The 20,746-nt window shown below is 53.9% G+C and carries 17 protein-coding genes and 1 riboswitch; of the genes, 8 read left to right on the top strand and 9 right to left on the bottom strand.

Features of this window, described 5'->3' with window-relative positions:
- A complete protein-coding gene (locus DMG62_11610) occupies positions 1 to 2,352 on the bottom strand; it encodes an adenylate/guanylate cyclase domain-containing protein (GenBank protein PYY22810.1) in 2,352 nt (783 codons plus the stop codon).
- Positions 2,353 to 2,518: 166 nt separating this feature from the next.
- On the opposite strand from DMG62_11610, the gene DMG62_11605 reads away from it, so the two are divergent.
- Positions 2,519 to 4,108 (top strand): EmrB/QacA family drug resistance transporter, encoded by a 1,590-nt coding sequence (locus DMG62_11605; protein ID PYY22848.1) that lies wholly within the window; start codon positions 2,519 to 2,521, stop codon positions 4,106 to 4,108.
- A 63-nt stretch (positions 4,109 to 4,171) separates the two neighbouring features.
- Here the strand turns inward: DMG62_11605 and DMG62_11600 are convergent, their stop codons facing one another.
- A complete protein-coding gene (locus DMG62_11600) occupies positions 4,172 to 4,522 on the bottom strand; it encodes an RNA-binding protein (GenBank protein PYY22809.1) in 351 nt (116 codons plus the stop codon).
- 1,287 nt (positions 4,523 to 5,809) lie between these two features.
- On the opposite strand from DMG62_11600, the gene DMG62_11595 reads away from it, so the two are divergent.
- The 3 genes from DMG62_11595 (at position 5,810) to DMG62_11585 (ending at position 6,990) form a co-directional block, all read left to right on the top strand.
- A complete protein-coding gene (locus tag DMG62_11595; GenBank protein ID PYY22808.1) occupies positions 5,810 to 6,082 on the top strand; it encodes a hypothetical protein in 273 nt (90 codons plus the stop codon).
- Positions 6,083 to 6,287: 205 nt separating this feature from the next.
- Positions 6,288 to 6,638, top strand: coding sequence for a hypothetical protein (locus DMG62_11590; GenBank protein ID PYY22807.1), 351 nt, complete (start codon positions 6,288 to 6,290; stop codon positions 6,636 to 6,638).
- A 115-nt stretch (positions 6,639 to 6,753) separates the two neighbouring features.
- On the top strand, positions 6,754 to 6,990 hold the full coding sequence (locus tag DMG62_11585) for a hypothetical protein (GenBank protein PYY22806.1): 237 nt from the start codon (positions 6,754 to 6,756) through the stop codon (positions 6,988 to 6,990).
- A gap of 185 nt (positions 6,991 to 7,175) precedes the next feature.
- Here the strand turns inward: DMG62_11585 and DMG62_11580 are convergent, their stop codons facing one another.
- The 7 genes from DMG62_11580 to DMG62_11550 all read right to left on the bottom strand — a co-directional run bounded on the left by DMG62_11580 (position 7,176) and on the right by DMG62_11550 (position 14,602).
- Positions 7,176 to 7,553 carry a hypothetical protein gene (locus tag DMG62_11580; GenBank protein ID PYY22805.1) on the bottom strand — a complete coding sequence of 126 codons (378 nt, stop codon included), beginning with the start codon at positions 7,551 to 7,553 and terminating at the stop codon, positions 7,176 to 7,178.
- Between the two features lie 16 nt (positions 7,554 to 7,569).
- Positions 7,570 to 9,795, bottom strand: a complete 2,226-nt coding sequence (locus tag DMG62_11575; protein ID PYY22804.1) for a hypothetical protein — start codon at positions 9,793 to 9,795, stop codon at positions 7,570 to 7,572.
- A 141-nt stretch (positions 9,796 to 9,936) separates the two neighbouring features.
- Positions 9,937 to 10,128: riboswitch (cobalamin riboswitch) on the bottom strand.
- A 243-nt stretch (positions 10,129 to 10,371) separates the two neighbouring features.
- Positions 10,372 to 10,704 (bottom strand): hypothetical protein, encoded by a 333-nt coding sequence (locus tag DMG62_11570; GenBank protein ID PYY22803.1) that lies wholly within the window; start codon positions 10,702 to 10,704, stop codon positions 10,372 to 10,374.
- 230 nt (positions 10,705 to 10,934) lie between these two features.
- Positions 10,935 to 11,540 (bottom strand): thioredoxin family protein, encoded by a 606-nt coding sequence (locus DMG62_11565; protein ID PYY22802.1) that lies wholly within the window; start codon positions 11,538 to 11,540, stop codon positions 10,935 to 10,937.
- A 12-nt stretch (positions 11,541 to 11,552) separates the two neighbouring features.
- Positions 11,553 to 12,425, bottom strand: a complete 873-nt coding sequence (locus tag DMG62_11560) for a hypothetical protein (GenBank protein PYY22801.1) — start codon at positions 12,423 to 12,425, stop codon at positions 11,553 to 11,555.
- 218 nt (positions 12,426 to 12,643) lie between these two features.
- Positions 12,644 to 13,615 (bottom strand): aldo/keto reductase, encoded by a 972-nt coding sequence (locus DMG62_11555; GenBank protein PYY22800.1) that lies wholly within the window; start codon positions 13,613 to 13,615, stop codon positions 12,644 to 12,646.
- Between the two features lie 159 nt (positions 13,616 to 13,774).
- Positions 13,775 to 14,602: a hydrolase gene (locus DMG62_11550; protein ID PYY22799.1), complete on the bottom strand. Its 828-nt coding sequence runs from the start codon at positions 14,600 to 14,602 to the stop codon at positions 13,775 to 13,777.
- A 176-nt stretch (positions 14,603 to 14,778) separates the two neighbouring features.
- Here DMG62_11550 and DMG62_11545 point away from each other — a divergent pair, with 176 nt between their 5' ends.
- The 4 genes from DMG62_11545 (at position 14,779) to DMG62_11530 (ending at position 20,691) form a co-directional block, all read left to right on the top strand.
- A complete protein-coding gene (locus tag DMG62_11545; protein PYY22798.1) occupies positions 14,779 to 15,108 on the top strand; it encodes a PadR family transcriptional regulator in 330 nt (109 codons plus the stop codon).
- A gap of 11 nt (positions 15,109 to 15,119) precedes the next feature.
- Positions 15,120 to 17,858 carry a hypothetical protein gene (locus tag DMG62_11540; GenBank protein ID PYY22797.1) on the top strand — a complete coding sequence of 913 codons (2,739 nt, stop codon included), beginning with the start codon at positions 15,120 to 15,122 and terminating at the stop codon, positions 17,856 to 17,858.
- A gap of 218 nt (positions 17,859 to 18,076) precedes the next feature.
- On the top strand, positions 18,077 to 20,242 hold the full coding sequence (locus DMG62_11535) for a hypothetical protein (protein ID PYY22796.1): 2,166 nt from the start codon (positions 18,077 to 18,079) through the stop codon (positions 20,240 to 20,242).
- Positions 20,239 to 20,691 (top strand): hypothetical protein, encoded by a 453-nt coding sequence (locus DMG62_11530; protein PYY22795.1) that lies wholly within the window; start codon positions 20,239 to 20,241, stop codon positions 20,689 to 20,691. The genes DMG62_11535 and DMG62_11530 overlap by 4 nt, the downstream gene beginning before the upstream one ends.
- The last annotated feature ends 55 nt before the right edge of the window (positions 20,692 to 20,746 follow it).

Genomic DNA, 20,746 nt, shown 5'->3' with positions numbered 1-20,746 from the left:
TTACGCGCTGGCGGCTGCCGATCTGGTGTGAAGGAAGTCTGTAAGCTTGGCGCGAATGCCAGGGAGAAGGTCGATAAACTCAACGCCCATGTTGTCGGGATTGACGCGACGCACTATGGCGCGAAATTGTACCCATTCTGCTCCAAAGTTGCAGTGCAAGTCGATTGCGCTGCCAACTTCATGGTCCGCTCTTGTGCAGAAGCTCATCCCACCTTCGCTAGCCTCAATGGCCGCGCCGGTCACAAGCTGATCTCCGAGTCCGCAACAAACTTCAAAGCGTTTGGGAATCCGCTGAAAGATGCGGTTCTCCAGCGGCTCTTTCACGCCATAAATATGGACAGCTCCGCCTTTGCCTCTGATTTGCGCAAAGCCGAAGTCTACGCATGGGATCTTGTCCTTGATGTCTTCGTAGACTTGGTCGTTAATCAGGATCTTGTGTTCATAGTTTTTGGTGAGACCTTCAAGGCGAGAAGCGAGGTTCACAGTGTCGCCGATCACGGTGTAGTCCATGCGCTGCTCGGAACCAATATTACCTGTAATGGCCTCGCCTTTCGTAATGCCAATCCCAGTTTGGATCGGCTGCAGTCCTCGTGCGACACGCTGGCGGTTATAGCGCGCCAGGATTCTGCGCATTTCGAGCGCGGCCATCACGGCACGCTCAGCACCATTTTCGCGGGCGACGGGTGCGCCGAAGACGGCCATCATCGAGTCACCCATGAACTTGTCGAGCATGCCTTCGTAGCGGAAGACAGCCTCCATCATTCGCGTGAAGTAGTCGTTAAGCAAGCCAACGATTTCTTCCGCCGTGGATTCCTCCGAGATGCTGCTGAAATCCCGGATGTCGCAGAAGAGCACCGCCACGGTTTGACGATCGCCACCGAGTTTGAGTCTCTGGCGATCAGCAAGCACTCGCTCCGCTACCTCGCGTGTAACATGGCGGCGCAGAGTGCTCATCAGCCGCTGTTCCTGTGTGATGTCGTCGGCAACAACGACTAGTCCGAAGCTCTTGCCAGAAGGATCGTGCAGCGGCAGGACCTGAAAATTCACGTTCACGGCGTCATTGTCCTGGCGGAGAAAATGTGCGTGATATGCCTTATATTCGGATTCCGCGGCTTGCAGCACGCGATCGATGCCATGGGTCAGCTCAGGATTTTGGGTGGCATTGAAGAACTCGTCATGCATCTTACCGGTTTCAGAGGAACCGAAGATGTTTTCGGCAGCTCTGTTGACGAAAATCACTCGCCCGTCTGGACCGAGCGTTACAACTCCAGTGGCAATCGATCCCAGGATGCTTGAGTTGTAGTTCTGCATGAAAAGAACTTGTTCATACAGACGAGAGTTTTCGAGTGAGATCGAAATCTGCGAACCCAATGCGTTGAGCAGACGCTCGTCTTCTTCGGTAAAGATGCCGTTGAGCTTGTTGAGCACCTGCATGACCCCCATCACTTCACCGGCGTCGTTGCGCAGAGGCATGCAAAGCATGCTGCGAGTACGGAATCCGGAACGCTTGTCGATCTCCGGATTGAACCGCGTATCGGCATAAGCGTCTTCGATGTTGATGGTTTCACCGGTCATGGCAACATGCCCTGCGATGCCGATACCGATAGGTACCCGGATCTCCATCGACTCCATGCCTTGTGCGACCTTCGACCACAGATCTCCCGTCTTGGGATCAAGCAGGAAGAGGCTGGCGCGCTCCGCGTTCATCACCTCAGAAGTGCTGTTTACGATCTTCTTCAGTAACTCGTCGATATGCAGCTCCGAGGCGACCGATTTCATCACTTTGAGAAGTGTCTCGGAAACTTCCATCCGCTTCCTGATCTCGTCGTTCAGCATCGCGTTCTTGGCTGCAATGGCGGCCTGCGCCGCGAATGCCTGGAGCAGTTGCTCATCGTCTGCGGTAAAGGCACCGGTGTGCTTATTGAGGAGCTGAAAGACTCCGATGATCCGGTCGGTGGCGTCCTTCATAGGCATGCAAAGAATGCTTCGTGTCGTGTAGCCGGTACGTTTGTCAATTTCGCGATTAAAGCGAGGATCGGCGTATGCGTTTGGAATGTTGATGATCTCGCCAGTAAGTGCTACGTGTCCGGCGATGCCTGCGCCCAGCGGAATCCTGATCTCAGTGATTCCTGCGCCCTGAGCCACCTTTGACCAGATCTGCTTCTTGTTGCGATCGACCACAAACAAAGTCGAGCGCTCCGCTCCCAATACGGAAGAAGCTCCCTTCGTGATGGTTTGCAGAAGCTTGTCCAGGTTATGGTCGGAAATTGCCGCCATGATTTCCAACAGAACAGGGAACAGGCGTTCGTTGGCACTTCCCGGCGTAGGGATAGGTGTTTGAACTGGAGTCATTGCGGAGCCGAGCCGGAGGAGAGCGGGATGGATTATCCATTAAGTGACTGTGAAAAGCAACGATCAACGAATCGACGCTAAGGCGCCAACCCAGAATAACTTGCACGGTCTGCAGGGTTGCCGGAATCAATTTGTTTGCCGCAGGCATCTCATTAGTTCGTCCGAGATGGCCACAGCAAGTCAGTCTTTAGAGGGCGGAGCGACACGAGCTTGGAATGAGGTAAATCCATGGTTAGTCGCGATCGCCGTAATGACCAGCACCTTTATGGAGGTGCTGGACACCACAGTCGTCAATGTCTCACTTCCGCACATCGCCGGCAGCCTTTCCGCAACTACTGATGAGGCCACGTGGGCGCTGACTTCTTACCTGGTTGCCAACGCCATCATCCTTCCGATGACGGGGTGGCTGGCTAACTTCTTCGGACGGAAGCGGCTGCTGTTGTTCTCGGTCATTGGATTCACTGCTTCCTCCTTCTTATGCGGACTCGCGCCAACGCTTCCCCTGCTCATCCTCTTTCGCTGCATTCAAGGCGCTTGTGGTGGCGGACTGCAGCCGCTCTCGCAGGCCATTCTCATGGAGGTCTTTCCCCCACAAGATCGAGGCAAGGCAATGGGCTTCTGGGGACTTGGCATCGTGGTCGCGCCGATGCTCGGTCCCGTTTTGGGAGGATGGCTTACCGACAGTTACAGTTGGCGCTGGGTTTTCTATATCAATGTTCCGATCGGTATCCTTGCGGTTTTTCTGACCAGCATCTTTGTTTTTGATCCCCACTACATCAAGCGCTCAACGGCGAAGATCGACTTCTGGGGTATGGGATATTTGGCGATTGGCATCGCATGCCTGCAGATCATGCTTGACAAGGGCCAGGAGGACGACTGGTTCAGCTCCAACTTGATCCGCACCTTGTGTGTATTCGCGGTTATTGGGCTTGGCGCGTTCATCATCCGCGAACTCACGACCGACCATCCCATAGTGGATTTGTCGGTGTTCAAGATTCGCACCTATGCCACGGGCGTGTTCCTGATGACCGTTCTGGGATTTGTGCTCTACGGTAGCACGGTTTTGATTCCCCTGCTGTTGCAAACGCTGCTCGGATATCCCGCGCTGCAAGCCGGCATTGCCATGTTGCCGCGCGGGCTGGGATCATTCGTCGCCATGCCCGCGGTCGGCGCGCTTCTGTCCAAAGTAAAGGCGCATTATCTTCTCGTTTGCGGAATGCTGCTCGGGGCATTTGCGATGTGGAGGCTCTCACATCTCACGCTGGATGTTGGTTATTGGAATTTCTTCGCGGCGCTGATCTGGCAGGGAGTCGGAATGGGACTCATCTTCATTCCGCTCACTACGATCACCAACGATCCAATCCCCATTGAGCGCATGGGGAACGCGACCAGCATCTTCAATCTCATGCGGAACATCGGCGCCAGCATTGGAATCTCAATGGTTCAGACAATACAGATTCGCCATACGCAGATACACGTGAACACCCTCACAGCGAATGTAACGCCGACGAACCTGCAAGCACAGGGTCTGGTGAATGGAATGAAGAGCATGATGGTAACGCAGGCAGGTGCTGATCCCGCAACCGCTCAGCGGATGGCGAATGGCATGGTCGAGAACATCATCCGCCAGCAAGCGGCGCTCATGTCGTTCAATGACGTCTTCTGGCTGCTCGCCGTAATGTTTTTGGCGATGCTTCCCTTCGTTCTGCTGATGAGGCCGCCACGCAAGAAGGCTGGAGCCGCGATGATGCATTGAGTAAGCTGCCAGAGACGCAGGATGCTGCGTCTCTAGCAATGCTAACGAACACTGCCCGTGAACTTACCAGCGCGGACCGCGGCCGCCGCGATCGCGATCTCCACCGCGATTGCCTCCTCGACCACCACCGCTGCCCGGCCGCCCTCCGCGTCCTCCGGCATCGCCGCGCTCGGTCCGCGGACGAGCCTCGTTCACTGTGATTGCGCGTCCGCCAAGATCGGCGCCGTTCAGTGCTGCGATTGCGGCATTGGCTTGGGTAGCATCGGCCATTTCGACAAAGCCGAACCCACGCAAACGTCCACTGAATTGATCGCGAATCAGGTTCACTTCGCCAACCGTTCCGTACTTGCCAAAAGCCTGTCTTAAGTCGTCTTCACTGGTACTAAAGGGAAGGTTTCCCACGTAGATATTCAAGCGCGCGTACGTCCTTTCGGGAATGTGACTAGCAATGGAGCCCTATTACAAACCAAACCCAGGCGGGAGCGGCACTCGAAGCAGGTGTTTCTGTCGGCGGCAGCGGCGTAAGAGCTTGGACGCTCTAACTGTACTCCTGTTCGGCAGCCGTGTCACTTCCACAATAATCTCAATTTGGCGCGGCAGGAGAATCACACCGCTCTCTGTTTATTGCCGATTCTGGATTTAGAATTAGCAAGAATGGCTGTGCACGGTACGCATCCGGTCTTCGCGCCTCCAGTTCCTGCGTTGGGTCGAGTGTTGTGTCCGCTTGGATTCGTACACGGCTATCGTTGCACGGCATGTTCGTGGGCCATGCTGTTTCCGGACTGCCACGTTTCCTGGGCCGTGCCTTTCTGCTACCAGCTTCAGGCGAAATCTGCCTTTAAAAACCACATTTGCGAGGTATATTCCGGCTTGAAATCTGATCCGGATTGCGGTCTCTGTCGGCAGGGTTAGTTTTCGCCAAGCTCGTCCGTCGCTTCCAGCCTCGAATTTTGCCGATCTCATGATGTAAAGGACTTGCGCCCTGAGATCTCATCCGATTTCATTGAGACATCACATCGTTTTGCGCGAGATATCCCATGCGGTCATCTGATCTCGATGAGGGATCTCATCGTATCTCATATTCTCTGTTCCGGAATTTCCCATTTCGGAACAATTTGCTGAGCCCCTGTCTCAGTTAGTACGACGAAGTTGGTATGGAAATCAACAAAAAGAACGAAACCCGCCAGACATTCGGTCCGGACGGGTTCGCGACGCAAACGGGTTGGCGATCTACTGTGCAATGAGTTCATGCTGCGGAAATCTCCGTGTGCGCCTGCTCTACGACAGGTCGGTCGTCTCTAAAGATGCGTTCTCGCAAATCGTCGTATAAGTCCAACTCAGCCAGCGTGCAGATGCCTCGTCGCACTCCGCATGCAAGATTGCGCAGGATGCCGCCACAATTTTCCCGGTACAAAACGGTTATGCGCCTTTTTCTCATGAATCCTCCTATATCGCGTTGCGGAACGCTTATGCAGCGTGCAACCGCCATACCAAGGCAACTCTTTTGTTTTCACGGCATATGTGCCTGTGAGCTGCAGAATGCAGCAAATTATTCCTCTCTCCCGGAAAAAACGCGCTCTTAGAACCCCTGGCAACTCTGTCACTGTCGATGACATCTCACAAACTGCGCACTCGTCTTACAAGCCGGAGGTGTGTGCTTCGGCAGATTAAGGCTCCTCGAAACGGCGCCCGAGTTGCGTGATGGCACGAAACGTAATTCCAATCCATACAGGAACTTGGAAGACCGGCACCATGGTGCCAAAGAGCGGAATCTACGCTGTTCAGCACTCTGAGCACCGTCTTCCTCGTGAAGTCACGCTCATACAGGGCCAGCAGTTTCCCCGCTGCGAAGCCTGCGAGTCTGCCGTTTTCTTTCGAATGCGCCGGCGATTGAGCGCTGCCGGCACTGGGACTCAATTCCACGTTTCTCTCTACCAGCTCCCCGTAATCGGTGAGTCAAAGCGCGCCGGCTGATCTTCCCCACAAGAAGTTACAAGTCGGTCGAGTTTTCCACAGGGATCGACATAGTCCGTGACAACCAGAGCTCATGGATCCAGCATCTCAGCAACAACCCCCACGTGTGCTCTCCCAGATCCCGCCTGGGACGAAAGGGCTAAAGCAAGCGGAACTAACTCTATTACCGAGGCTTAAATCAGACAGAGGAGTTACAAGTCAGGTTATGGCAGACATTTTGTGCATCGGCACTGACGAGATATCGATGCAAGGCAAGCAATCCGTCCTGGAGAAGGCAGGGCACACAGTCAGCATTGCTAAAGACGTTCGGCAGGTACTTGCGGCCTGCTCGGGCATCCAGTTTGACGTCATACTCATTGGGCAAGCCCTGCCGGGGAAAGAAAAATTGCGCGTCCGCGAATTGCTCAGCAATCACTGTGGCGGTGCAAAGATCGTCGAACAGCATGCGGCAGGACCAGAGCTACCCGCCGCCGATGCTCACATTCCTGCCGGGCAATCGAACGAGGATCTGATCGCGACTATTGAACGTTTGGTACCACAGCGTCCTTCAGCTTGAAGTTCTCGTCTGTGAACTTTTTTGGCCTTGGTAATGCGAGCGCTTGTGCAATAACGGTTCGCGAAACTCAGCAATTTTCTTATAGCGACCAACTTCGCGAAGTGTCGCAGCATCCATGAGTCTCGAACCCGTGACCCGCGTGAAGAACAAGGTTGTCATTTGGCGTCCCTTCCCCTCTCCTGTACAGCGAGATCGAGTTCTTCCATCGTTACTCTCGTTCCCGAGCGTCCTCAGGCCTCCAAGGCAAAATTCAGAGAGAGAGAACGACGAGGCACTCGTCAACCGGTGGGTGAAATTGGCCGACGCACTGAACGCGAAAAAGAAGATTAATAAGAAGAAATCAGCTGCCTGAGGTCACGTTACCGTAAAAAGATCGAGACGCAGCCTATGCTGTATCTCTAGCAAATGGTGTCAGCTGGATCTCTGCAATATCCGCATCCCATATATTTCCTGGCAGCCAAAGAAACAGACAGGAATAAACGAATGTGCTGATCAGCGTCTGGCGGTACTAAGGAATGGCAGCTACATAGCATTCCACTAGACTTTGCCGGGTGCGCGGATAGACATTCCACCCAAGCCATACCCGAAGTTAATGATCAGGAAAAACGAAAGCGACGATGCCATACATGCTCCCAGCAGCAGCCCCCAACTTCTTCTATCGCGACGCACTTGGCCAATGAGCGCAATCGAAGCGAAGGCGATCATCTGCGCGATTTCCAGCCAGCCGATGTTCCGGTGGTAGATCACGTTTGTGAGGACCATGCCACTTATTCCCAGGAGTATCACTGGAAACCAGATCAGATCACCCTTGCGCAAGTGAGCGTCTCCAAGAGAAGAGCTCCGTATACCGGCGAGAAGTTGTGGATATGCGCCACAGCGGCACAGAACCGCGATTACGATTAGCCAGTAAGCCATTGCAATCCCCTTGATCTCAGAAGTGCACCCGCACCCCAGCGCGATATCCAATTCTCAGAGCCGGAAAGCCCAGAGACTCCATATAGGTTCGATCCAGCAGGTTTTCGATTGATCCCACAAAAGAAAGTTGTTTTGAGACTTGATACGACCCTGCGGCATTCCAGTTGGTATAAGGAGAGTTGCTCGTCAGCGGCGGAAATAGCGCTTCAAAATCGCTGTCGGCACGCCGGCCAACATATACCAGATTGGAACTTAACCTCGTTTTACGCCATTCGTACGCGGCTGAGAACGTTGCTGAGTGCTTTGGGCGACGTAGCAGAGGCTTGCCCACACCCAGAATCGGATCTGTTGGCGTAGAGCTCTTCTCAACCCTTGTACTCAAGTACGTATATTCAGCCGTGATGTGGACTCGGATGAGAGGTACAGCCTGGGCGAGAAACTCCACGCCTCGCGCATGAGTCGCATTGATGTTCAGAAATGTTCCGGTGAAGGGAACGAAGGTCAGCGTCTGGAAGGCGATCAAGTCGCGAAAGTTGTTATCGAACCAGTTCACCTCGATCTTGGCGCGATCAGCCATAAGGCGCTGTTCGACGCCAGCTTCGAAGGCTCGTGACCTTTCGGGTCGGAGATCAGGATTGCCGAGGAACGCCGGATCCTGACTGAACGATTGGGTAAAGCTCGGCTCTTTGATGCCTAATCCGAAATTGAATTTCAGTTTGGTTGCGCCCAGCGTGCCTCCACCTTGCCGCAGCAGCAACGCGGCGGAGCTGCGCGGAACAACTGTCCGACCGAAGCTACCGTTATCCTCAACGCGAAGCCCATTCGAGAGAGACAGCCGCCCCAGAGCAGCCTGATACTGAAAGGTGCCGTCGAAGTTATCGCGCCGAGCCCGATTTGGAACTCCTCCATTCAATCGATCGAAGAGAAACCCCGATTCGCGTTCCCAATCAAACGCGAATGTGAAGATGTGCTCTCCCCAATGCCGATCGCCTGCACCGAGCGTCACGTCGCTCTGGTAACCGAAATGATGCCGCCGCGTGTCATTCAGGAAGTCAGTCGGGAAATCGAAGAATTCGAATGGCGCAGTGCTGCCGCCGAACGACGGCGTAAACGGCGGATCGAGGACGATATCCCGCGAGACTTGCCGCGAGCGTTCAAAAGCGTAGGTGATCCGCTGATCCAGGATATGCGATGTCTGGTCGGAGAAGCTGACTCCTGTATATCCATCCGCACGACGAAAGAAGGCGTCGGAGTCCGGCCGCCCGAATGCAGTCTGGCCCGGCGTGCCCGCTCGGGAAGAGTTTCCGCGCGAGATCCACCGCAATCGCGACCTGCTTCCCAAAACGAAACCAAGATTGAAGCCGCCGCTGGAATTGCGAAAATCATCATTAACGCCCTGGTTGTCGGTGTTAAGCCGCGAATAGAAGCCCGAGTAGTCGAGGCTTTCAAATGCTCCTCTCACATCGACACCGCCTTGCACCGTGTTGTATTTACCGGCCTGGAAGTCCAGGTCCACTTCGGGACGACGTTGTTCCGGCGAACCATGCTCAGTGAAGACTTGCACAACGCCAGTCATGGCATCGGAGCCGAACAACGCAGATTGCGGACCACGCACGATTTCAACGTGATCAACTCCACTTGCGGAAAAATCGTTGAAGTTATAGAACCCGCCCGGTTCGTTCAGCGGTATTCCATCGAGCAGGAGCTTCGTGTAGTTGCTCTCGCCTCCGCGCAGGAAAAGTGAGGTTGTCGCTCCGTACGCGCCGCTGCGGTTTACGATCGCGCCGGGAACCGACTGCAGGAGATCGCTAAGCGCCGGCGGCTGCCGTTGCAGGATCTCCTCATGCGTGATGGTCGTGCTGGTGCTGCCAAGCTGGATCTCAGGCGTGCCGGTGCGATTGGCTGTCACAACAATTTGTTCTCGTACTGGAGCAACCGCGAGTTGGATTTCGCGCATGTCGAGAGGCGTGTGCACTTGTCGTGTTTGGAATCCAGTGAGTTGAACTTCGACAACGCAACTTGCCGGGCATTCCTGCGAAAAAGAGAAACGCCCCTGCTGGTCGGTGAGAACGCGGGCGATCTCTGAGCCGTCGGCTGAGAGCAATCGGACCGTGGCTCGCGGAATGGTGGCGTGATCGGGATCAACAACTTGTCCCGAGAGTTGGTTCGAGACTTGAGCCGCAAGCGAAGCGCTCAAGACACAGATACAGATCGCCCAATGGGCGAGAGAAAACTTTGGCATTGCTCCTCCTGTCCCGCGACGGGGAGTGATGAAATGTTGGAAGAGGAGCTTTCGGAGAAAGAACTTGAAGACGAATTCACCGAGCTGTCAGATTAGGACGCGCCCGGGAGCCGGTTTTCATTGTTCACCTTCCCGCGAAGGTTCACTCGTCCGGCTTCTGGCAGGTCTCCTGACTCTCGCTTCGTCGGACTAGCCGCCTTCCCAATCCCCGTGCGTGGGGATCAGTGGCATGTTGACTAGCCCTCAGCGATCACAGTGGCGGGGCCGCGCCGGATTCTCACCGGCTTCCCTATTGAGCTTGGAACAAAAAGCACCAGAAGCAAACTGCTCATCTTGATTACGCTTTGGGCGGGCTGAATGTCAAGTGTGCCCTCCCCAGCGAACGCGAGAGAGTCCCAGCGCGGATTGAAATCAATGTTGAGAGATTTCCAATCGAACTGTCATCTGTGATGCTGCTTATTGTGAAACGAATTCGAGCGCAAAAAGCGCGCGAGAGATGACAGTTGTAATTAGCGGTTGCTTAGATGCGAGCAGAAGGAATCGCGAATGATTCCTGATCCGGAAATGACCTCTCACTCACTTCACCGACACCGAAGCCAACTTCGAGTCAAAAATCATCTCAACTGGCACGTTCGTCTCCTGTGAAGAAGGAGTGTACTTCCATTTTTTCAGGGCACTGCTGGCGACTTCGGCCAGGACGGGATTCCCTCCCTCAACGGTGGTTTTCCTCACCGTGCCATCTGTGGCGACGAGCGCGTTCAACTTGACAGTCCCGCCAATCTTCAGCTTCTTCAAAATCGCAGGATATTCAGGCAGCGTCTGTTTCACTGCCTGACGTTCCGCCAGTTCGGCGATCGCCGCACAACCAAGCGCTATCATCAATGCGAGGACTTGAACTCCCTTTCTCATAACTCACTCTCGTCCGTTCGAATTTGATGTGGTCGCATCAATTTGCCGTCTCGCGGACGCAGCCTTCCATGTTCTATGCCGCTAAGAGTAGGGCCATAGTGATAATGGGTCAATGTACGTGAGTAATCGCGAGTTTGAGCATTGGTAATCGCGCTGAAGTGTTTGAGAACGAAAGAAATAGCGGGATGAGCCAGTGCAGCATCCCGCTTGTTCTCCAACTCGGATCGAGGCTAATCCGCGTATTTGACGGAGCAGCCATACGGACGAGTGCTCGCTACTGCCACCGGCTGTCCAGCCCTGGCCTCCTGCAATGCCTCGGAGACGTAATTCTTTGCTCCATTAATGTCACCGGGATCGCTCGTCGATTTGTCGTCGATCGCGCCGTTATAAATCAACTGCCCCTGAGGATTGATGATGAACATGTGCGGCGTAGTTTTCGCACTGTAGAGATGCCCAATTTCCCCTTTTGGATCGAGCAGCGCAGCGGTAGGAACTGCGTGCATCTTTTGCAGGTACTCGTTCTCCTGCTCCGGCGTAACATAGCCTTGGGCGCCCGGAGCAGACGAGATCACCGTGAACCAGATCACACCCTTGTCGGTCCATTCTTTTTGCAGCCGCTGCATGTTGCCGCTCTCGTAATGCTTCTTAGTGAAAGGACATCCATTGTTGTGCCATTCGAGAACCACAAACTTACCTTTGTAATCGGATAGCTTGTGTGTTTGTCCGTGGCTGTCAGTGCCAGTGAAGTCCGGCGCTTGATCGCCAACTTTCGCTGCGAACACCGTCATGGCGAACAGCGCCAGAGCAAGAAAGATTGAGGTGCGAATTTGCTTCATAGGATTCACTCCCTAGCTGTGCTTAGGAACGGAGGCATTGTGAGAATTTTTCTTTTTCGGAACGACCGCTACGTCCACATTGTAGGCCCCGATTGAGGTAATTAGCAGCCCGCGCAAACGCGAGATAGATGTGTCGAGCTGCTCTGATTTCTTGAGCTTGATTTGCCATGCAGGGCCTGAGCCGGAGATCATCGGCCTGGCTGAGTTGTCCATTACCTGAGCATCACTCGGGATAAAGTCCAGCAGCTCTCCCATCCCAGCACTCTTCCCACCAACAGTAATGAGCAAAGCGTCAGGGCGAAGATCTGCTGTCACGTGCGCTTGAGCCGGCAATGGCTGCGGTAAGTGAGCTTTAGCGGTGCGAATGAGCTCAGCATGAGGAGATGACGTCCCATTTTGTCCTGCAGCCAAAGTCAAAGAGACTTGGTCTTTTCCGGGCATGCAGACTTCGCGGCAGACCAGGTATCTCACATCAGCCCCGATATCGATTTTGTTAGACGTGGCTCCTGCGGGTACGGTGAGCTTTGATAGCAGCACAACATCGTTTTCATAACCGTAATCAGTGAGTCCGTGATCCGCGATCCGACGCGGCGCTGGAAACTGCAGCTCGCCCGCTTGAAAACCGCCCGGCAAGTGCCACGTAACCTTCGGCGGTTCCCCAGAATCGCCTGGATTCGACCAATAAATGTGCCAACCAGGGTCAAGTTGGAAGCGCAATCCGATCCATTGTGAGCGACCGGAAGCCACGAATAGCTGTTCGGAGACGAGCGAAAGATGCGCGTGTTGTGCCTTAACAGCCTGCGGAAACACGCTCGAAAAGCCGCAAAAGACCAGTAATACTCCCGCAAGTGTGCGCGGGATCGTCCTCAGAGTGCCTGAGTTCATGACGAATCGACGCTCAAATTGTAGCGAAAGTTAGCGGGAAAGGTGCGCAAAAGCCGCTTTTCGCTGGGTGGAAACCACTCCGTGATCCGCCAACACCCAATCTTCAGGGTTCAATTCACCGTAATCCTTGCCTTCACCGAGAGCCAATATTACCGAGCAGAGTAACGCTCCGTTCGGACTATCCTCGATCGATCCACGGTTGATTAATCAATTCGCATTTAGGCCGCCCAGGTTCTCGGCTTTCGGTCCCAGCGATGTTTTCGGAGCTTCTGCATTAGATCCGCTGGAAGCTGGCCCCTGTCGCTGTAGGCAAGATTTTGCTTAACGTGCTCAGGGTTACGCATGCCTGGAATGGTCGTACTTACGTCTGCATTCGAAAGAATGAAGCGAAATGCCATTTCGGGAAGAGTCATTCCGGGTGGGAGGATACTCTTGAGTTTCCCAACCCGTTCGATCGTTGGGGGCAAGTTGTCAGGACCGAAGTAGTTTGAGCGCCAATCGTCAGAAGGAAATCGTGAATCTAACGTAAGATTGCCGCCAAGACTGCCTTCGTCGAGAGGAACGCGGGCGATCACGCCGATGTTCATCTCGCGGCACGCGGGAAAGAGTTCATCCTCCGGGGCCTGGTCGAAGATGTTGTAGATCACCTGCACGGAATCCACGAGCCCGGTGCGCATCGCCTTTAGACCGTTTTCCGGCTGCCAGCGGTTCAGGCTAAGTCCAAATGTTTGGATCAGCTTCTTGCTCTTGAGTTCTTCGACAGTGGAGCGGAACTCGAGCTCATCGGTCCAACTGTCGTCCCAGACATGGAACTGAAGCAGGTCGATGTCGTCGACTCCGAGCGCACGGCGGACCTTCTCTACATACCGCATCACGTGATCGCGCGGGAATACCTCTGCGTATTTGTATTCGGGCGCAGCGGGCCACTTGCGGTTCTTGGGCGGTATCTTCGACGAAACGTACAGGCGCTTACCGTGATTCTGCTGTGCGATCTGGCCGATCAACTTGTCGCTATGACCTTGACCGTACGCCCATGCCGTGTCGAAGAAGTTGCAGCCAAGTTCGACGGAGAGTTGAAGCGACTCGAGGGACTGTTGATCCTGCGAGCCCGTCCAGCCACTCATCCCCCACAGCCCGTGACCGATTTCACTTACATTGAATCCGGTGCGACCCAGCTTGCGGAATTTCATCTGCTATCTCAAATCTCCTGGAGAGCATAGTAGCGATACAAGATCATGATGACCAGCGGGATGAAAATGTGAAGATCAGTTCGGGACAAGAGCTCAAAATCAGCAGGCGGTTTCCCTATACGTCGGCAACAACAACAGGGAGAAACACGAAGATAGTGCTCACTTCCGCCGATAAACGCGCACGTAGTCAACCAACATCCTCTGGGGAAATTGCGTGGTGTCGTCAGGATTGCCCGGCCAATAACCACCGACCGCGAGGTTTAGCAGGATGAAGAACGGATGGTCATACACCCACTCCGCGCCTTGCGGAAGATCAGACGGTCGGCGTGTCGCATAGAGCTGGCCATCGACGTAGAAGCGGATCTCCTGTGGTTCCCACTCAACCGCAAAGATGTGGAAGGCGTCGCTGAAACGTCGATTCTTCGGCAGCGTGAATAGAGAGCCAATGCCGTGCTCACCGGAGTATCCAGGGCCGTGAATGGTTCCGTGTGCGATGGAAGGTTCGCTGCCGAGGTTTTCAACGATGTCAATCTCTCCGCACGCCGGCCACTTGATGGTGGAAATGTCGTCGCCGAGCAGCCAGAACGCCGGCCAGATACCTTTTCCTTGTGGCATGCGGATACGCGCCTCGAAGCGCCCATAGGCCTGGGAGAACTTGCGTTGCGTCTTGAGTCGCGCCGAAGTGTAGTTTCGCGTGACACCGTCGTGACCATTGTAAACCTGGCGGATCGACTCAATGACCAGCGCTCCGTGCTCCTGGCGAGCATTGCGAGTGCTGGTTGTGTAGTACTCCAGTTCCTGGTTGCCCCAGCCATTCCCACCGGTTTCTGCATTCCATTTTTGGGAATCGACCGGCGTGCCGTCAGGTCCGCTGAATTCGTCGCTCCAGGTCAGAACCCATTTAGATGAGGATTGTTCTTCTGCGTAAACTCCTGTGAGAGTGACGAATGCAGTGATCAGGGCCAATATGAGGGAATGCAATTTCATACTGGGAACGTTATTGAAACGGATTGCCCTTGCGTTCTGCCGCAGCGAGAGACTAACACCAGTTTATAAACACTGCCACTGCACACTTGTTGGAGTTCCCGCCACGCAAGGGCACGCGGGAATGCCCGCTTGTGCCATGCCTTGACTATCTACAAGAAGTTGTAGATTATCTACACATGGGTAGGCCAAGCGACCTTGTACAGGGCACACTCGATCTGCTGATTCTGCGAACTCTTGCACTCGAGCCAAAGCACGGCTGGGCGATCGCCAAGCGCATTGAGCAGATCTCCGGAGAGGTGCTGCAGGTGCAACAAGGATCTCTTTATCCCGCATTACACCGGCTCGAACAACAGGGTTGGATCAAAGCGGAATGGTCAGAAACGGAAACTGGACGTTCAGCAAAGTTTTATTCGCTCACTCGCGGCGGCCGCGAGCAACTCGAGAAAGAAAAGGCGAGTTGGGAACGGCTTTCTGCAGCCATCAATCTAGTACTGCGCAAAGCTTGAGGAATAGCGATATGCGTTGGTTCGATCAATTAAGACTGAGACTGCGCACCCTCTTCATGCGCGAGCGAGTTGAATCGGAACTGAATCGGGAATTTAAGTTCCATCTCGAACAGCAAATTGCAGAGAACCTGGCCGCCGGAATGACTGCGGACGAGGCACGCTACACAGCTCTGCGTCGCATCGGTGGAATCACGCAGCTTCAGGAGCGCTGTCGCGAAGAACGCGGTCTGCACTGGGTTGAAACCACTCTGCGCGACACCCACTATGCGCTCCGTTTGCTGCGCAAGGCGCCGGCGTTCACGGCTGTGGCTGTGCTCTCGCTAGCGCTCGGCATTGGTGCGAATACCGCGATCTTCAGTCTGATCGATTCCATTCTGTTGAATTCGCTGCCGGTGAAGGATCCGCAACAATTGGTGTTTGTCCGCACGAATCGCGTTAAAGTCGGAAATTTCGAGGTTTCCCGCACAATTCTGAATCGCGACTTCCAGCAGATACAGGAGCGCGCTACCCAGATTGAAGGCATTGCCAGCGAAATGGCTGAAGAGCGGCTGAGTGTCGCGATCGGGGGCCATGCCGAACTGGCGCCGGGGGACTTCGTTTCCGGCGACTACTTTCGCGTCTTGGAGATGCAAGCCCAACTTGGCCGTACACTCGTTGCGGCTGACGACGCTCCCACAGGAAATAGTGGCGGTAGCGGTTGGGCAGCAATGATCAGTAATGGCTACTGGGAACGCCGCTTTGCTTATGATCCCGGAGTAATCGGGCAGCGCATTACGGTGAATACGGTTCCATTTGTGATCGTGGGCGTGATGCCCCGCAGCTTTGATGGATTGACGGTGGACCAGCCAATCGACGTTGTGATGCCGGCGATCACGTGGAAGCAGGTCGACGGCGGTTCCGTTTCGGGAGGTCTGCCGATGCCTGACGATCCCTCGGGCAGCACGATTATTGCTCGCGTCAGGAAAGGCGTCCCGCAGAGCAAGGCTGCCGCTCAGTTGACCGTGATCTTTAAAGACGCCGAGCTTGCACAGCAGGGGCTCACATCCGCAGTCAAAGAAGAGATTCAGAAGCGCTCGATTGAGTTCCAACCAGCCGCGCGTGGATCCAGTATGCTGCGCCGGCGGTTCTCCGACCCATTACTCGCGCTGATGGCGGTCGTCACCCTGGTGATGCTGATCGCCTGTGCAAACATCGCAAGTCTGTTGCTGGCGAAAGCCAGCGTGCGGCGAAGGGAGATCGCAATCCGTCTGAGCCTCGGCTCCTGCCGCAAACGCATCATTCGGCAACTTCTTACTGAGAGCTTCCTTCTCTCCATGCTCGGATGCGCTGTCGGTATATGGTTCGCAATTTTCGCGCGCGACATAACGCTTAAACTTGGCGCGGGTTCCAGTTTCCAGGTTTCGCCTAGCACTATGCATTGGGACTTCCGCTTGCTGTTCTTCGTCACGTCGGTCTGTATCCTCAATGCATTGCTCTTCGGTGTAATCCCTGCACTGCGCGCAACCAGCGTTGATCCTAATGAGGTTCTCAGGGGAACCCAGGCTGCCCACATGTCGGCACGACTTCCGTTTGGTCGTCTGCTTGTGACAGCTCAGCTGGCGGTCTCGCTCGCACTGGTCGCTGGAGCGGGCTTGTTCCTCGGAAGCCTGCGAAATCTTTATTCGGTCGACTTGGGATTCGATCAGGAGAATCTGGTCATGGCTACTCTTGATCCACATCTCGTTGGTTTCGATAATGCACGAACCAAAGCTGTGTACCAGCAAATGCTCGAGGACCTTAAGTCGTTGCCGTCGGTCACCTCTGTGAGCCTAATGAACAACCGGTTGTTCGCCGGCCGAGCTCATCTCACTGGAGCAAAGGTAGTTGGATATGTGCCGCAGCCGGGAGAAGACAGTTCTAATTCCTGGATTCTTACCTATGGAGTAGGCCCACATATCTTTGAAACTTTGCGAATGCCGGTAGTCAAAGGTCGTGATTTCGGCGAAGCTGACAATGTAAGTGCGCAGCCAGTCGCAATTATCAATGAAGCGATGGCCTCTCATTATCTACGCGGCAAAGATCCCATTGGCCAAAAGATCACATTCGGACCCGATGAAGAACCTGCGGAGATCGTAGGCGTCGCCCGCAATGCGCATTACTTCGATGTACAGGACGAAAAACAGGAGGCGATCTTTACTCCGCTATTGCAAGTCAAGACGAAAGACTTCGGTTCGGAAGAAACCGTGGTCATTCGTACCAATGGCAAGCCAGAGCAGGTCGCGAACGATCTTCGAGCTGTTGTTCGCCGAATCGATCCCAACCTTCCTGTGTTCGATGTCACTAGCATGGCTATGCAAGTGCAAAGCAATCTTTCGACACCCCGCCTCATGGCCACACTATCCAGTTTCTTCGGCCTCCTGGCGCTCACCCTTTCCGCGATTGGTCTTTACGGCTTGCTTGCGTACAGAGTAACGAAACGCACTGGCGAAATCGGCATCCGCATGGCGCTGGGCGCCGATCGGAGAAGCATTCTGGGATTGATCCTGGGCGAAACAAGTCAAATGGTACTGATCGGAATCGCAGCAGGTGTGGCGATTACGTGGTTCGCTTCGCGTCTGATCAAGACCATGATTTATGGGCTTACGACGCACGACGTTCGTGTGTTCATCCTCAGTGCGCTCCTTCTTCTCGTGGTTGCGATGTTCGCAGCATTTCTGCCCGCTCGCCGGGCCGTGAACGTCGATCCCATGGTGGCGCTGCGATACGAATAGCTTGTAGACGCGCTCACGTATTCATGACCTGATATTGTTGAAGGAAAGTGCGGAAGCGAATGGGATCCGGTGATCCTCCCGGTCTTCAAAACCGGCGCTTGTCAGGCTCGACCTGGCAGGGGTGTGTTCGACTCGCACACGCTTCCGCCAATTTCAACAACTTAGCTAGGCTTGCGTGCCGTTTTCGTGCCGTTGAGAGCTAAAGCCACTACTTTGCTATGAGCCGTGGACATTTCGTCCGTGACCACGTCCCCATACACGTTCATCGTTGTTCTGATGTCAATCTGAAGTCGGTCAATCAAGTGGGGGATGGTACACAAACTGCGCGAACTCCTCGTACGTTTACCTACGATTCGCTTTCGGAATTAATTACCGCCGCAAATGGAGAGTCCGGCACGATTTGTTACGGCATTTGGTCAAGCGCCACCTGCATTAATGGATATGACGCTGACGGCAACTTGTTGCACAAGACGGATGCACGCGGAATGACTGTGAACTATGGTTATGACGCGATCAATCGTCTGACGATCAAGACGTATTCAGATGGTTCTGCGAGCCGCGAGTTTTACTACGACGCGGCAAACCACGGTTATTCCGTTGGTCGCCTTACACATGCATCGAACGACGTGAATGATGCCTTTGATCCCTCCTACGACAAGATGGGAAGGATCATAGGTGAGACTTGGTGTATCCCCAGCGCGTGTGACTACACAACGCACATCACTGCGGAATACGATTTGGCCGGAAATATGAAGTCGCTCACGTATCCGAGTGGCCGGAAAGTCACCTTCCGTCATGACAACGGCGCAAATCGCCTCAGCCTTGTCAATTACGACAGTTATGGCAGCCTTGTCAATTACGACAGTTATGGCGGTTCGACAGTGAATTCTCCGTATTTCACAGCCACACTTTCTCCAAGCGCTTGGGCTTATTGGCCTGCTGGTTCCTTCCGTCTTGGAACGTATGGCAACGGTGTCCAAGAGACCGTGAGCTTTAACAATCGCTTGCAGGCGAGCGCGATCCTCCAAACGAACACAAATAACAGCCAAGTGTTATTCAACAAGAGCTACACGTATCCCGATGCGAGCCACGGAAACGGCAACAACGGTAATGTGATGAGCATTATCGATAACCTCACGAGCGCAAAGACCCAGTCTTTCAGCTACGATCAGCTCAATCGGATTCTTAATGGCTCTCAGAGTGACGGCGGATTCAACGTATCCTTGTCTTACGACCAATATGGGAATATGAATTCCTCTGGAACATGGGGCTTCCAGAATGCTTTTGACCAAAACAATCGTCTTTCAGGTTGGAATTATGACGCGGCGGGAAACCTCCAGTGGGACGGTGCGCACAGCTACGCTTATGACGCCGAGAGCCGGGTGAAGACTATAGACGGCGGCGGAGCGACCTACACGTACGGACCAGATGGAGAACGAGTCAGAAAAGACGTCGGTGGTTCGTTTACAGAATACCTTTACTTAAATGGGCAAGTGATAGCTGAAAAAAACGCGGTTGGATGGACCGACTACATTTTTGCGGATGGCAAGCTAATCGCCAAGAGCACGTCTTCGGCAATTGCGAGTAATCAGTACTATCACGCGGATCATCTTGAGAGCACGCGCCTAATGACTGACTCGGTAGGCAGTACCGTCTCTAATTGCATCTATGCTCCCTTCGGGCAGGAAGTTTCGTGCTCACCTAGCAATGCGTCGAATCACTACAAGTTTACGGGGAAGGAACGAGACACCGAGTCCAATCTGGATTACTTCGGAGCTAGATATTACGCTGCTTCAATGGGACGTTGGATGAGCCCGGACTGGAGTGAAGATCCAGACCCAATTCCTTACGCAGACTTGGAAGATCCGCAAACCCTAAATCTTTACACGTATGTTCGCAACAACCCTATAGGTCTAAATGATCTAGATGGACACCTAATGCTGAGGACTCCAAACGAATGCTATTACAAATGCAAGTGGGAGCACACTGATTACCTCCAGAAAGCAATGCTTTTTACGCAGTTGGTGATTGCAGTCGAATACCAGCTATTTTTCAGTAAGGATCGTAAGGCATCGACCCCTCCAGCTGTCCCCGCCGAGGACACGAAGTCTGCCTCGCCTCCGGCCAATTCTGGAAACAACCAAGACAAAAAAGGAGACAAGGAAAGCAAGGCAAAACAGGACGCCGAAAAAGCAAGAGACAGCAAAAAAGCCGACGAGCAGATCTCTGGTTCCGCAAAACGATCAAAGTCGTATCATTCAGAATACGGCGACAAGACTTTAGGAGAACTAAAAGAACTCGCGAAAGGTGGGGACAGAAAGGCAGCACAAATGAAGAAGCTGATAGAAAATGCAGAGCGATTGTCCCAAAAAAGGCCAAAGTGAATCAGAAGTTGAGAGACTCGATCAATGTCCTTATGCAGCAGAATGAGTATGCATCGGCCTTGGATGTGATCCGCAAAGCTGAGCTGTCAGGAGAGCCAACATCGGAACTGCTTGTCTGGGAAGCAAGACTCTTGCAGCTAGGAGACGAGGGAACCCCTGAGGAAGTCGAAGAAATTCTTAGACGTGCGATCAAGCTTGAACCTGGCTTTGTGGAGGCGCATGTGGAGCTAGGCTGGTTCCTGCTAAATGTTCAGGATTCTGCAAGTTTGGCCCAAGACGCGTTTCGGCAGGCGCTCAAACTCCAGGTCGAAACAAACTCAGAAATTGTGCTTGGATTACTGAAGTGTTCCCAGGAAATCTCACCTGACAGAGTTGGCTCGGATCTTCGGGACGAGTTGATCCAGTCCCTGGTCGATTCCAAAAGCATCAAAGAAGGTCTTGAAGATTAGACTCACGCCTGTCAGGTCATATGATAGGCGTAAGTTTTATGGAATCAAATGCGCA

It is taken from the genome of Acidobacteriota bacterium (assembly GCA_003225175.1).
GTDB lineage: Bacteria > Acidobacteriota > Terriglobia > Terriglobales > Acidobacteriaceae > Gp1-AA112.
This window is presented reverse-complemented; position numbering and strand designations above follow the sequence as displayed.